Below are 13,748 nucleotides of genomic sequence, written 5' to 3'. Positions count from 1 at the left end.
ATAAGAACGTGCATCTAAAGCCAGGAGGAAAGAGTTGTGAAAGCAGTCTTAATGACAACAGCTGGCAGTCCCGAAGTTCTGCAAATACAAGAAGTGCCAAACCCTGCTGTTCCAGGGAATACTGAACTTTTAGTGCGTTTGGTGGCGGCTGGGATTAACCCCATTGACACTAAACTTCGTAGCCGAGGCAGTTTCTACCCCGATCGCACGCCGACAATTTTAGGATGTGATGGTGCTGGTATAGTCGAAGCGGTGGGTGCTAATGTTCAGCGTTTTCACTCAGGCGATGAGGTATATTTTTGCTACGGCGGATTGGGCGCACACCAAGGTAACTACGCTGAATATACGGTTGTGGATGAGCGCTTTGTGGCACGTAAACCCGCGTCTATCTCCTTTGCCGAAGCAGCAGCAGCACCTTTAGTCTTAATCACCGCCTGGGAAGCTTTATACGAACGGGGACGATTGGAACCTGGGGAAAGAGTTTTGATTCATGCGGGTGCTGGTGGTGTCGGGCATGTAGCAATTCAATTGGCGAAACTCAAAGGTGCTACTGTTTCCACCACAGTGGGTTCTGAAGAAAAAGCTGATTTTGTCAAACAACTAAGTGCCGATCATGTAATTTTTTACAAACAAACAGACTTTGTACAAGCAGCATTAGATTGGACTAACAACGAAGGCGTAGACTTGGCTTTTGATACCGTAGGCGGTGAAACCTTTCACAAAACCTTCCCCGCAGTGCGAGTATATGGTGATATTGTGACAATTCTCGAACCAGATGCCAACACTGTTTGGAAAACTGCTAGACAACGCAATCTCCGCATAGGTTTAGAATTAATGCTTACACCAGCGTTGCTAGGATTAGAAGAAAGCCTCCAGCACCAGGTAGAAATTCTCGAACAATGTGCCACCTGGATCGATGAAAGCAAATTAAAAATTCATGTTAGCCACAAGTTTCCTTTAAAAGAAGCAGCCAAGGCACACCAACTAATTGAAAGTGGTTCTGTCACAGGTAAAATTGTTCTACTGATTAGCGACGATTGATCGAACAATTTGCATAATTTATTTTTTAAACGCAAAGGTACGCAGAGGTTAAACGCAAAGGTACGCAAAGTGTTTTCTCTGCGCCCCTCTGCGCTTTCCTTAGCGTTCCTTTGCGTTTTATCAATTCTCCTCTTCTTCCCCCTATCAAGTTGGGCAGCACAAACGCAACCAGAACGCACACCCTTAACCCTAGAATTATTACAAGAACGTCTACGCACACCCACACTCCGCGAAGGCAATTTGACGGTGGATTTGCAGAAGATGGTGATTGATTTGCGCCCAGAAAATGCTAGCTTTCGTGATGCTTTTTACCAACTCATGCGAAAAGGACTAGGTGCAAAACCTCTGGGCTTAGACCTCAGCTATACCCTGATTTTAGGGGATTTTGTCGGCAGCGATTTGGGTTTAAGAACCCCCTTATACGCCCAAGTGATGTCTGGCGGCAAGCCGCGAGGCGTCTACGCTTCGATTTTCACCGCCACCGAACAACAAGAATTAGAACGTTTGCGCTTCGTTTGTCTGGAGTCACTCACGAACTCTAAAGATTGCCGATCGCTTTTGGGAACACAGTCAACTCCATCCAGTGAAATCGCCGTTTTTCGTGGTGTCTTAACACTAATGCAAACTCGTTTCAATGGCGAAATGAAGTTCTCTAATACATTCTTTCTTCAGTCCGTGGATGCCCAAGGTGCAACTTTTCTCCAATCCACTAATTGGGTTGAAACCAGATTTGCTCGTTCCGTCAACTTTAGCGGTGTTAAATTCAAGCAACCAAGCAATTTCCAGGGCAGTATTTTTTTTGAAAAAGCTAATTTTAAACAAACTCAATTTCAAGAAATAGCTGATTTTCAAGGTAGTATCTTTGAAAAGGTTGCTAACTTCAACCAAGCAAGTTTTAAGGAGTTGGCTAAATTCAATAGTGGGCAGTGGCGAGATAATGCTGATTTTTCTGATGTCCGCTTTGCCAATCAAGCCCAGTTTACTAAAGCAAATTTTAATCAGTCCCTCTTTTTAACAGAAGCGACTTTTGAACAAGCTGTCACATTTCGAGAAGTGGAGTTTAATCAATCGGTAAATTTGCAAGGTGCGAGCATTCTTAACCAAGCAGATTTTAGTGATGCGAGGTTTTCTACAGAAGCTTGTTTAAGCGTACCTGGTTTAACTTTTAACTCTAACCAAGCAAAAATTTTAGGTAATCCCGGTCAAATTGGTAAGATGTTCTGCATCCCTACATTGCAAGGTAATCAAAACATCTTGCGGAATTTGGGGCAGAATTTTCGTCAGCAACAACAAGTAGGCGATGCTAATGAATTGGAATACACAAAACAACAACTGCGATTAGTAGAAATGAGTCGCCGTTTGACGGCTATAAATATTAATAGTGCAAGTGTTGCAAGTTTGATTAATCTGGGTTTTTCTGCAACTCAAGCCGAAGCGATCGCCCAGCGTCGTCTGATAAAATCGTTTCGCAACAGCAGTGAGTTACTCACCTTAGCAGATATCGATTTAGAAAAGTACACACAACTGAGTGAGCGCTTAATTGTTGGTGAACCTCTTTCTATCGTTGGGTGGTTACTGCAAGCTTGGAGTTGCTTAGGCTTGAGTGTACTGCTGTTGTTGAGTGGCTATGGTACGAATTTTTGGTTAGTGTTTGGCGTGGGAGGAGTTGCGATCGCTTATTTCGGTTTAGTCTTTTGGTTAGTGGATCGCTATCGTCGGCTACATCCTGTACCAATTATTCCCACATACTACGAAACCATTTCGATATTAGTGAGTTTTAGCGTTTTAGAATTCTTAAGCTTATTAGCTATTTTTCGTAATGCTCAACAACCTTGGCTAACATTAGGGTGTCTTCTAATAATTATTGTTCCCATCCCAATAGCTTTATTGATCCGACTTTACCAACAAGGTCGTTATCATGATTTAATGGATGTTTCTTACTTCACAGAAGACGGGACATTCCGCCAATTACGATTATTGATTGGACGTCTACCAGTCATACCAAGGAATGAGACATTTCGAGAACGATATATGCCTCTGTTGGGCGATCGCCGTTGGAACTGGCTCAACTACTATGATTTTAGTCTCAACAACCTAGTGAAATTAGGATTTAACGACATTCGCTTGCGAGACGAACACCTACCTGGGATCATCTCTGCACTCGCTTGGTATCAATGGAGTTTGGGTTTAATTTACATCACCCTCGTTTTGTGGACACTTTCCCGCACAATTCCGGGATTAAATTTGCTGATTTATTTGAAGTAATCCCTGCACCGAACCTTTTTTCGCTGCACTTCGTAGTAGTGGTAATATGATGCAACGTATTGCAGAGTGTCAGAAATCGTGCTATTTCTTGTTATCAGTCTGGCGGTATTACGTGGGATAAAAGTGATAGAACCCCGGTTAAACGCAAATTAATTAAATATCTAAAAATTTGGCAAATTTATCAAAGGATTGTTCATTGCAATATAATGATTAACCCAAATTTAATTTTATTAGACAAAATATAAGTTAATTTTTTTAAATCTTTGTCTAAAAATATCTACAAGTTTGATAAATATATCAAAATATTTTTCATTGCCCTTCAAAATTAAATCATATAAATTGTAATTGTAAGTAGCATTGATTAAAAATCCATTATCTCCACTTAACAAAGATAACCAAATAATCTAATAGCTACTAACTAGTTTTGCTAACAAAAAGACAACAAAAAAGTCATAACATAGACTTTATTTTTGTCTACTTTATGTTGCGATGCTAGCAAGATTTTTCTCAAAACAATAAGAGGATTAATTCTAATGGCAGAAAATTCAAGTAATAGTCGTAGCAGTAACCCCTCTACTAGTGGGAACAATCCGCTTGGACAATCACCCTTCGGTCGCTTGACAGAAGTTCTTGGTGATAAAGACCTTACCAATATATTCAGTGGTGTTGGTAAGGGAGAAGGTGGCAAAAGCCCATTTGGTGGCGGTGCTGCTGCTGGTGGTGCTGGCGGTGGCAGTAAGCCTGATTTAGCCTATGGTGGTAATCCTTTCGCTGGCGACAACTTCTGGAATATCTTTGCAGGCGGTGTAAACCCATCCGCAGTTGGTGGTAACCCATCCGCAGGTGGTGGTAACCCATCCGCCGGTGGTGGTAAGCCATCCGCAGGTGGTGGTAACCCATTCGCAGGCGGTAGTAACCCATCCGTAGGTGGTGGTAAGCCATCCACAGGCGGTGGTAACCCATTCGCAGGCGGTAGTAACCCATCCGTAGGTGGTGGTAACCAAAGCAGTGGTAGCGACCCTTTGACTGGTGCTGGTGGCAGTAGTAACCCATTCGCAGTTGGTGGTAAGCCATCCGTAGGTGGTGGTAACCAAAGCAGTGGTAGCGACCCTTTGACTGTTGCTGGTAGCAAGACCTATGGTATTAGCACAAGTGAAATACCGAACGGGTTCGATTTGAGGGTTACTATTGACAAGCTAGTTGACTCAAAGGTTGACAAGCAAATGGGTGGTGGAAAAACCCCCTCATTTGGTAGTAGTGGTGGAGGAATCCCCTCATTTGGTGGTAGTGGTGGAAAAACGCCCTCATTTGGTGGTAGTGGTGGAGAAATCCCCTCATTTGGTGGTAGTGGTGGAGGAATCCCCTCATTTGGTGGTAGTGGTGGAGGAATCCCCTCATTTGGCGGTCAATAAATCCCGTTTGCTTAATAGAATCCTTGCAAAAATCAACAGATAATAAATAGAGCGGAACAATAATGAGTTCTTCAGTACATAGTATCCTAGTACAGTTTGGCGGAAATAAACATACCATTTGATAAAGCTGAAAAACGTGTATTATCGGTGATGCGACTTCTGCCTTATTGTACTAGTTTGCTATTTTACGCCCTAGAACTATTTATAAGTAAAGATTTAGGCAATATTTTCTGTTACTTTGACGGTAAGATTATCAAAGCCTTTATTTTAGAGAGATTTTGAGTTTAGCAAATTCATAATTGGTATAAGAATTACTGAAAACCCGATAAGTTTTTAACTAAAAAAAGGAGAATTAGTGCCAATGGAAGCGTCTGCTGTCAATCCCCTTAATGGTGGAGTTAATCCCTTAAGTGCAGGTGGTTCTAACAGCGTTAGTTCCTTCGCTGCCAATGGCAGTTTGTCTGCTGAAGCCAGCCTGTTGAAGGGTGGTAGCAATCTGTTATTAGGTAACGGTAACAATCCCATTCCAGGTGGTGGTATTAACCCGTTTGCAGGCGATGGTGGCAGTCAGCTTCAGCAATTAATATTTGCTCGATTAAAGTTAATTTTAGGTGATAACTTTTTCAAAGGTATTGACAACACATTGGCAGGAGGTAGTAACCCTTTTGCAAGCAGTGGTTATCCGATTCCAAGTGGGGCTAGTAACCCCTTTGCAGCTAGTGGTAATGCGAAGGCAGGTGGGGCTAGTAACCCATTTGCAGGGAGTGGTAATGCGATTCCAAGTGGGGCTAGTAACCCATTTGCAGGCAGTGGTAATGCGAAGGCAGGTGCTGGTAGTCTGCTTCAACAATCGCCTTTCGATCCCTTGAAAGAAGTCCTTGGTAATAATATACCCTTTAGCAACGCTCTTAATACATCTAATCCTGGTAGCCAAACCTTTAATAAGGGCAACGCACCGATTAATAATGGTAACAAGAACCTTGGTAGTAATAACGCAACTATTGGTAACTTTAACTCGAATTATGGCAGTAACAGCGCAACCATTGGCAATGGGAACTGGAACTTTAATAATGACAACGCAAGCATCGGTAATGGCAACTGGCTATTTGGAAAGAATAACACAACCCTTGGTAACGGCAATTGGTATTGGGACGACGGAAGTAATAATGCAACATTAGGTAATGGTAATTGGCACTTTGGCAGTAACAACGCAACTATTGGAAACGGCAATTGGGACTTTGGTACAGATAACACAATTATTGGTAATGGTAACTGGGTTTTTACCAATGGAAATAAAATTATTGGTAATGGCAATTGGTTAGCAAATACTGACAACACAAAGATTGGAAACGTCAATAATATCAGCAGTTTAAAGTTATCCTCAGAAGGGATCAAGACTGATGCTAACAATCTGATTGACTCTGTTATAGGTAAAATAGGCAAAAATTTTCTTGGGTTAACAGGAGATTTTGATGCATCAAGTAGCCAAACCTTTAACCGCCTCATCTCTTCTAAAAGTGTTGGTAATGACACTAATATATCTAACGATATTCAGCAACTTTTGGCATCACTCAGCCCAATTGAAGGAAGTTTCATCAATTATCAGCCTGTGCAAAACCCTCAGCCTGTCCCAGAATCTGCTTCTTCAGTGTCGTTAGTAGTAATGGGACTTATGTGTTTGCTGTTGTCACTGTTCAAAAAACAACGACACTGTTAACCTAAATTCAATCCTTTTATGCTTATTGCGATCGCAACGCAGTATACTACTAATTTCGGTAAATAATAATACTAATTTTTATCTCAAAATACTGCCATTTGGCGCATCGGGTAGCGACATGGGTTAGTTCGGTCTACCCCACAATAAATAATTGAATATTTTTTATTTGGAAGTCGTTATAGCGGTTCTCGTTTATGTAAGGTACATCGGTAGGGGCATGGCACTGCTATGCCCCTACACCTGGCGATATAATGTTGTACCGCATCTGAATGGGAACCGCTAACTTAAGTGGGCGCAAATAATCATGACTGGCTCGTAGTTGCGCCCTCTTGCGCTTTAGCGCAACTACGAGCCAAATACAGAGATTTTACTTTTCGTTACATAGTTTGGTTTTATCTTGCCTACCTACTTATATAAATTTAATATTAATGTTTGTAAGTACAATATCTGAAGTTTGTCAGCACAGCATTAAGGAAAAATCACCTATCCCTGAAAATCTGCTAAACTTCACGATTCTTAATCATGCCAGCTTACTCCTGTGGCTGACAGAAGTCACACAATCCAATAGGCTGATCTTAAGGTGGTAATTTTTCACAAAGCTCATCTGCACGAAAAGGCAGGCTTCCTTATCCAGCATTTTTGGATTGTTGCCATCTTCTAGCATCACTTAGTCGTTAATAGCTACCTATACAGAAAATGTCCCTTAAAATCGTCCATACTTTTGATAGCAGTTTCACTCTTGAAGCACAAGCTCAAGAAACTTTATTCAATTTATTAACAAGCGTTGCTTTCTTAAATCAAATTTGTCAACAGTTGCAGTGTGAGCAAGTTAAATTTACAGAATTAATTTTCCAACCAGTTCCTTACAGCTTAACTACCACTAAAGGAATGCCAGCAGAATTTGAAAAATATCATGAATCTGATGAATATGCCATTATCAACGTACCACCAAATTTCATGTTTAGTGCTAAGATTTTTAAACCCAGTCGCCTATGTGCAATTTACCAAAAAGTGGATAACGGGTAATTTTTAAGATAGTTTTTCCCTAATTAGCAATTCTCAATATAATGAGCTATCGCTTAACCTCACCCTGAGAAAGCTGTGCTTTATCTCCCCTCTCCGAACTCACAAAGAGGGGTTGGGGTGAGGTTTTGATATGATGTACTTCATGCACCTGGGAATAGACAAATAGTAAGTTTAATATTTGATGTATGGCTCTTGAAACGAATCTTTCCTCTTTGACAGCCCTGGAATACATTCCTTACATTGACGATCGCGGCCAATTACCCGAACAATTTCAGGGTAAAATCGGGGTATATGCTATTTTTAATCAAGAAAAAGTGCTGCAATTTGTAGGATACTCCCGTGATGTTTACCTCAGCCTCAAACAGCATTTAGTGCGTCAGCCACAGCAATGCTATTGGGTTAAAGTTCAAACTATTGAACACCCTAGTCGCACAATTTTAGAAAATACCGAAAATGCTTGGATTGCTGAAAATGGCAGTGTCCCTTGGGGAAATGGGGATGGGGATCAAAAGGAAAAATGGACTCATCCCATTGATGTCAAAGTTGTAATGACATCTGAAGAACAGGCAAATTATCAAAATCCAGCTAATGATGAATTAGCACAAATAAAAATTCTTAAAAATGTTGCGCGGAGAGTAGAAGCAGAAATTTCAACGCAATTATTAGAAGTGCGTGGTTTGCAAATGCAAATTCGCTTCAATCCGAAATTGAAAGAAGAAGGTTTACTGGATTTGAAATGAAGCTAGTTTTAGAGAAAATAATGGAACTATTTACTACATAGTAACTAATTTCTGTGAGTTAAATAAGCAACCTTGGTATCGCCCTATGATATTCACCGAAGGCATTTACACCTAAATTACTGTCAAAATTAGAGCAACAGAATCTAGAGTATATCAGCAAATATCAAGATTGTTAGGGCTTGATATATTTTCAGAAATAAGATTTTTGTAATTGTACCATTTTTTGGTAATTAAAGCATTTCACAAAATATCTGATATATAAGTAGGTAGGCGTAATAAAATATAAGATCAAACCTCACCCTCAATCCCTCTCCTTAATATTGTCGGGGGAAGCCGGAGGCAGGGTGAGGTTTTATATTTAATTTGACTCACTTAGGGACTGACAAATAAAAAAATGTTCCAAAACTGACGCAAAAACTCTCTCTATTTCTTCTCTCTGCGTTCTCTGTGGCTTTGTGGTTCGTTTATTGGAATAATTTATTTCTTGTCAGTCCCTTACTTATAACTGTTCTCCTTTGCATAAACTTCTTTTTTAAACCTCAGCCGCAGCCCTTCTCCTTACGAAAGAGAGGGGAGTATTTGCACGTCCTCAAATCTGGGGTGAGGTTCAGACTGTATTACGCCCAAGTGAGAAGCGTTATATTGCCAGGGGCATACTGCTGTACGTCCTTACACGCGATGCATTTATTGCAAAATATTCTTGTAAATGGTATAAGTTCTAAGTATATTAGCTTGAACTTATCAAAGGATTTCTTGCTACTTATTAGATAATATCTAGGTTGGCTAGTGTAAGATAGTAGACAGATTACTAGAGATTTAATAGCATAAAATCGCTAGATATTAGAGGCTAATCCTAGCGAAGTCTATATGGAGTCAGAGCTAAACTGTTCTGTCTTTACAAAAGTCCATCTTTAGATACTAGGCAGTTTGAGAACCAGGCATTTACATTTAATATATAAAATTGCTATCTCTAAGATTAGCAATCGATAAGTTAAAGAAATGCCATTTTTATATTTTCTTTGTTATTTTGTATTTAACGGGACAGTTCTTCCTGATTTGGTGGGCTTAAATAACAATTAGTTAAACAATTTCCCCCCAAAGATCCATGTAAATTATTTGCCTTGTGCTTCTTTTCCTTCCGAATTTCCAAGCATAATGCAAATTGCTTAACAGATTACATGTTAATATTCCCAATCAGCAAATAGTTCATCTACACAAGGAAAACCTTGCCTACGACTATGCTTAAAACAATTAATCAGCGTATTTTTCTGCCTGTTTTTGTTAGCCCTTTAGAAGAAAAGAATCAAACGGCTAGTAAAAAGCGATTTGCTAGACCTAAATTAGATTTACTGCAACCATTACGTCAATGGCTGGACAAATTTGAGATTCAGAATCGGAAATTAGCCAAACTTATTGCTAAAGTGATTCCTGCCCAATGTCCATTCGAGCGCGATGTGATGCTTTTTGGTCGCAAAATAGGGCATATTCCGCCAATGTGCAAGTTGAATCCGCTTTATAACGAACTTGTCTACTTGCGTTTTCGCGCCTTGTGTTATTTAGTAGATCAGTGTGGAGAGGATATTCAATCCTACTGCTGAAGATAACTAGATAAAACACAATATGGAAATTAAAATTGAGCATAAACCCACGCAAGAACGCCTCAATGAATTGGGTGTCTCTAAATGGGGAATTTGGAAAAAGGAAGTTTCCAAATTCCCTTGGACTTATGATTCTCAAGAAACTTGCTACTTTTTGGAAGGTGATGTTGTTGTTACTTCTGATGGTGGGCAGCCAGTGCAAATGGGTGAAGGCGATTTAGTGACTTTTCCTGCTGGTATGTCCTGCACCTGGGAAATTACAAAAGACGTGAAAAAACATTATTACTTTGATTAGTCAACAGAAAAGATTGATCCCCATTATCTAGTTGATGATCCACAGTACCCACATCTCATAATTCAATTTCGATTTTTACTATAAGGGGGTTCGCAGCGATTGTCGTAGGATAAAGTGGCAGAATCGATAAATTGCTCATATCCATATCTGTCGAAACTTGTTGCTACTTGATCTCCTAAACAATATTGATAGAAATAAATAGTCTCATTCCCTCCAAATTTTGCAGAAAGTTCTTGCCATGTTGGTGGCTGATAACTAAAAATCTGAATGCCATAGATCCCCGACTATTTTGAGTAGTCGGGGATCTTATTATTGAAATTTATCATAGCGATCGCCAGCACAGAAAATCTAGAAAGTTCATAATCAGGTTAGTGGGAGTTTAACAGAGAAAGGTTTCGTCCCACCGCAATTTTATTGAGGAAAATCATCAAAAATGTTACTGCATTTAAGTACTTGGCAAGAAGTCGAAGCTTATTTACAGCAGTCAAAGGGGATTATTTTCCCTATTGGTTCCACAGAACAACATGGGCCAACGGGGTTAATAGGCACTGATGCCATTTGTGCAGAAGCGATCGCAGCTGGTGTAGGTGATGCAACGAGCGCGATCGTTGGCCCTACAATCAATGTGGGAATGGCACTGCATCATACTGCTTTTCCTGGCTCAATCAGTCTGCGTCCCAGCACTTTAATTCAAGTAGTGCGAGATTATGTAACTTGTTTAGCCAAAGCTGGTTTTAGCAAATTCTACTTTATTAACGGACATGGCGGTAATATCGCCACCCTGAAAGCTGCTTTTTCCGAAACTTACGCGCATTTAGAAGATTTGCAGATTTCCAATGCTCAACATCTGCAATGTCAAGTTGCAAACTGGTTTATGTGCGGTTCTGTATATAAGCTAGCTAAAGAATTATATGGGGATCAAGAAGGTTCTCATGCAACGCCAAGTGAAGTAGCCCTCACGCAGTACGTTTATCCAAATGCGATTAAGCAAGCACTTCTTTCACCAGAAGTTGCAAGCGGATATCGAATTTATAGCGCTGCTGACTTTCGAGTGCGTTATCCAGATGGACGCATGGGATCAAATCCGGCTTTAGCAACGCCTGAACACGGTAAGCAATTTTATGACTTGGCGGTGAAAGAACTTAGCAGTGGGTATTTGGAATTTGTAAACGCACAATAAAGCTCATGGAAAGAGATTAGACATCTCCGAAAAAGAGACGCTTTCTTCGTAGCGGCACGTTCGCGGAGCGTCTCGTAGAGAAGTGCCATTTCGCGTCTCTACAAGGGTTTCAGGTTACGCATATTTAATTTCTGGAGATGTCTAGTCCTTAATTTAAAGTTCTGAACGCTGGCTTTCAGCGCTCAGACTTTTGTGCATCTTACAAGAATTATTCTTTTAATTCCGAGCGATACCTTCTTGACGCGCTGCTTGTTGTACAGCAGCAGCAACAGCAGTAACGACGCGCTCATCAAACACAGAAGGGATAATATGTTCCCGATCTAAGTCTGAAGGCTTGACTAAAGAAGCGATCGCATTTGCGGCTTCTAGGTACATTGTGGTGGTAATTGTATGGGCCCGACAATCTAAAGCACCACGGAATACGCCAGGAAAAGCTAAAACGTTATTGATTTGATTCGGGTAATCACTGCGACCGGTAGCGATCACAGCTACATCTTTACTGATTAATTCTGGCTGAATCTCTGGAATCGGATTTGCCATTGCAAACACAATTGGATCTTTCGCCATCGATTGCACCATTTCTGGTGTCAAAACTCCTGGCGCGCTGACTCCAATAAATACATCTGCCCCTTGCATTGCACCCGCTAATGTACCCTGCGCTTTCACGGCAAATTCGAGTTTTTCTTCTGTTAAATCGCTGCGACTGGTAGAGATAATCCCTTTAGAGTCGCACATCCAGATTTTTTCTGCCCCAGCTTTCCGCAGTAACCGAGCGATCGCTACTCCAGCCGCCCCAGCACCGTTAATCACAATCTTGATTTCTGCTAAGGATTTATGTACCAGTTTTAGGGAATTAAACAATGCTGCCAAGGTGACAATTGCTGTACCATGCTGGTCATCGTGAAAAACGGGGATATCTAACTCTTCGCGCAATCTTCTTTCAATTTCAAAGCAGCGAGGTGCAGCGATATCCTCTAAATTCACACCCCCAAAAACTGGCGCGATATTCTTGACTGTCTGGATAATTTCTTCTGTATCTTGGGTGGCCAGACAAATAGGAAAAGCATCAAGCCCCGCAAATTCCTTGAACAACATTGCTTTGCCTTCCATTACTGGTAAGGCTGCTGCTGGTCCGAGATTTCCCAACCCTAAAACGGCACTACCATCGGTAACAATGGCGACAGTGTTTTGTTTGATGGTTAATTTGTAAACTTCCTCTGGATCTTGAGCGATCGCTGTACAAATTCGACCAACCCCAGGCGTGTAAGCCATTGCTAAATCAGACACACTTTTTAAGGAAATTCTGCTGGTAATGCTGATTTTGCCACCACGATGCAAATTAAAGGTGCGATCGTAGACGCTGAGTAACTTGATGTCTGGCAATGCTTTGACTGCTTGCACAATGGTTTCAGCGTGTTCAGTACTAGCAGCATCCACAGTCAGATCGCGGGTGGATTCTTTACGGGTTTGCTCGATTAAATCAATTTGACCGAGATTACCGCCACAGGTTGCGATCGCCTGGGTTACGGATGCTAACATCCCTACACGATTGGGAATTTGCAAGCGCAGTGTCAAACTAAAACTAGAATTAGGAGTTAGGTCTGCCATGTTGATTTTGGATTTTAAGTTTTAGATTTTATATTGAATTGAGACAAAAACTAAAATCTCAGATTTGTAGTCAATGGAAACACAATGAATATAAACTCTTGGGATAACCGTCAGTAGTTAGTTTACTCACTGCTCACAATTTTAATAATTATTTTTATTTATACCAATGAATTTAGTAATATAAATGAGTAACAATTTAGTAATTGTACCCAAATACACCAGATATTTTTTTAATATTTTATCTGTGTAAATATTTGTATTTTTGAAGATATTTGTACTAATTTTTACCCAGACAATCGTTCAATAAACTCCGTGTGGTCTTTGGAATTTAATCCTTGTTGCAGCACTGCTAAAACTGTCGTCATGTCCCCTGTAAGGAGTGAGGTTACAGCTAACCACAAACCTGGAAATATATTACTTTTAATCACACCATCTGCATCTGCCATAAGTGGTAAATATTCACCATTTTGCAAACCGAACCAGTCGAGTTTATTCTCTAAAGTCTGCCAGACAATGTATTCCTGCACTCCGTTGCGGCGGTAGGCACGTTTTTTGTCGTACAAATCAATCGATGCACTACTGGCTGCTACTTCTGCTACTAATTCCGGTGCGCCTTCTACATAATCATCTTCGCTGATTTGCGCCTGTCCTCTGGCTGGTTTATCTATCAACAGCAAAACATCAGGTTGTGGTTCATTGTCTAAATCTAAGCGCACGGTAGCATTATCACCTAGCGCTAAACCTGGAGTGCAAACTTGATAAACTCCTAAGGGACTTCCAACAAATAATTTACCCAATCTTGTGGGGTGGGCATCTTGCCCGCCCATATACAAAGGCGGGCAAGATGCCCACCCCACAAGAAGTAG

The 13,748-nt window shown here is 40.8% G+C and carries 11 protein-coding genes; 9 read left to right on the top strand and 2 right to left on the bottom strand.

The annotated features are described in order from the left end of the window. The first annotated feature begins 36 nt into the window (after positions 1-36). From V7K32_RS04170 to V7K32_RS04130, 9 genes are all read left to right on the top strand, one after another. A complete protein-coding gene (locus V7K32_RS04170; protein WP_334990605.1) occupies positions 37-1,041 on the top strand; it encodes a zinc-dependent alcohol dehydrogenase family protein in 1,005 nt (334 codons plus the stop codon). A 9-nt stretch (positions 1,042-1,050) separates the two neighbouring features. Then, the gene (locus V7K32_RS04165; RefSeq protein ID WP_334990603.1) at positions 1,051-3,306 is read left to right on the top strand and encodes a pentapeptide repeat-containing protein; all 2,256 of its coding nucleotides are present in this window, start codon (positions 1,051-1,053) and stop codon (positions 3,304-3,306) included. 533 nt (positions 3,307-3,839) lie between these two features. Beyond that, positions 3,840-4,718 (top strand): hypothetical protein, encoded by an 879-nt coding sequence (locus V7K32_RS04160; protein ID WP_334990601.1) that lies wholly within the window; start codon positions 3,840-3,842, stop codon positions 4,716-4,718. A gap of 361 nt (positions 4,719-5,079) precedes the next feature. Continuing rightward, positions 5,080-6,435, top strand: a complete 1,356-nt coding sequence (locus tag V7K32_RS04155) for a hypothetical protein (protein ID WP_334990599.1) — start codon at positions 5,080-5,082, stop codon at positions 6,433-6,435. Positions 6,436-7,131: 696 nt separating this feature from the next. Beyond that, positions 7,132-7,461, top strand: a complete 330-nt coding sequence (locus V7K32_RS04150) for a hypothetical protein (protein WP_334990597.1) — start codon at positions 7,132-7,134, stop codon at positions 7,459-7,461. A gap of 185 nt (positions 7,462-7,646) precedes the next feature. After that, positions 7,647-8,201 (top strand): GIY-YIG nuclease family protein, encoded by a 555-nt coding sequence (locus V7K32_RS04145; protein WP_334990595.1) that lies wholly within the window; start codon positions 7,647-7,649, stop codon positions 8,199-8,201. A 1,238-nt stretch (positions 8,202-9,439) separates the two neighbouring features. After that, complete coding sequence (locus V7K32_RS04140) at positions 9,440-9,799, top strand: Mo-dependent nitrogenase C-terminal domain-containing protein (protein WP_334990593.1); 360 nt, start codon at positions 9,440-9,442, stop codon at positions 9,797-9,799. 22 nt (positions 9,800-9,821) lie between these two features. Further along, positions 9,822-10,094, top strand: coding sequence for a cupin domain-containing protein (locus V7K32_RS04135; RefSeq protein ID WP_334990591.1), 273 nt, complete (start codon positions 9,822-9,824; stop codon positions 10,092-10,094). Between the two features lie 433 nt (positions 10,095-10,527). Next, positions 10,528-11,274, top strand: a complete 747-nt coding sequence (locus tag V7K32_RS04130; protein ID WP_334990589.1) for a creatininase family protein — start codon at positions 10,528-10,530, stop codon at positions 11,272-11,274. Positions 11,275-11,490: 216 nt separating this feature from the next. Here V7K32_RS04130 and V7K32_RS04125 read toward each other — a convergent pair whose 3' ends face one another. Together V7K32_RS04125 and V7K32_RS04120 are read right to left on the bottom strand one after the other, a co-directional pair. Then, the gene (locus V7K32_RS04125; RefSeq protein ID WP_334990587.1) at positions 11,491-12,882 is read right to left on the bottom strand and encodes a malic enzyme-like NAD(P)-binding protein; all 1,392 of its coding nucleotides are present in this window, start codon (positions 12,880-12,882) and stop codon (positions 11,491-11,493) included. A gap of 284 nt (positions 12,883-13,166) precedes the next feature. Then, the coding region (locus tag V7K32_RS04120) for a Uma2 family endonuclease (protein ID WP_334990585.1) at positions 13,167-13,748 on the bottom strand (582 nt) is incomplete at its 5' end.

It is taken from the genome of Nostoc sp. (assembly GCF_036917635.1).
In the GTDB taxonomy this organism is placed as follows: domain Bacteria; phylum Cyanobacteriota; class Cyanobacteriia; order Cyanobacteriales; family Nostocaceae; genus Nostoc.
Note: the sequence above shows the minus strand (reverse complement) of the source record. Positions and strands in the feature narration are given on the sequence as shown.

Excerpts from the sequence above, each read along its gene's own strand:
- V7K32_RS04160 (WP_334990601.1), top strand. The coding sequence starts at position 3,840 with ATGGCAGAAAATTCAAGTAATAGTCGTAGCAGTAACCCCTCTACTAGT.
- V7K32_RS04155 (WP_334990599.1), top strand. The coding sequence starts at position 5,080 with ATGGAAGCGTCTGCTGTCAATCCCCTTAATGGTGGAGTTAATCCCTTA.
- V7K32_RS04150 (WP_334990597.1), top strand. The coding sequence starts at position 7,132 with ATGTCCCTTAAAATCGTCCATACTTTTGATAGCAGTTTCACTCTTGAA.
- V7K32_RS04145 (WP_334990595.1), top strand. The coding sequence starts at position 7,647 with ATGGCTCTTGAAACGAATCTTTCCTCTTTGACAGCCCTGGAATACATT.
- V7K32_RS04140 (WP_334990593.1), top strand. The coding sequence starts at position 9,440 with ATGCTTAAAACAATTAATCAGCGTATTTTTCTGCCTGTTTTTGTTAGC.
- V7K32_RS04135 (WP_334990591.1), top strand. The coding sequence starts at position 9,822 with ATGGAAATTAAAATTGAGCATAAACCCACGCAAGAACGCCTCAATGAA.
- V7K32_RS04130 (WP_334990589.1), top strand. The coding sequence starts at position 10,528 with ATGTTACTGCATTTAAGTACTTGGCAAGAAGTCGAAGCTTATTTACAG.
- V7K32_RS04125 (WP_334990587.1), bottom strand. The coding sequence starts at position 12,882 with ATGGCAGACCTAACTCCTAATTCTAGTTTTAGTTTGACACTGCGCTTG.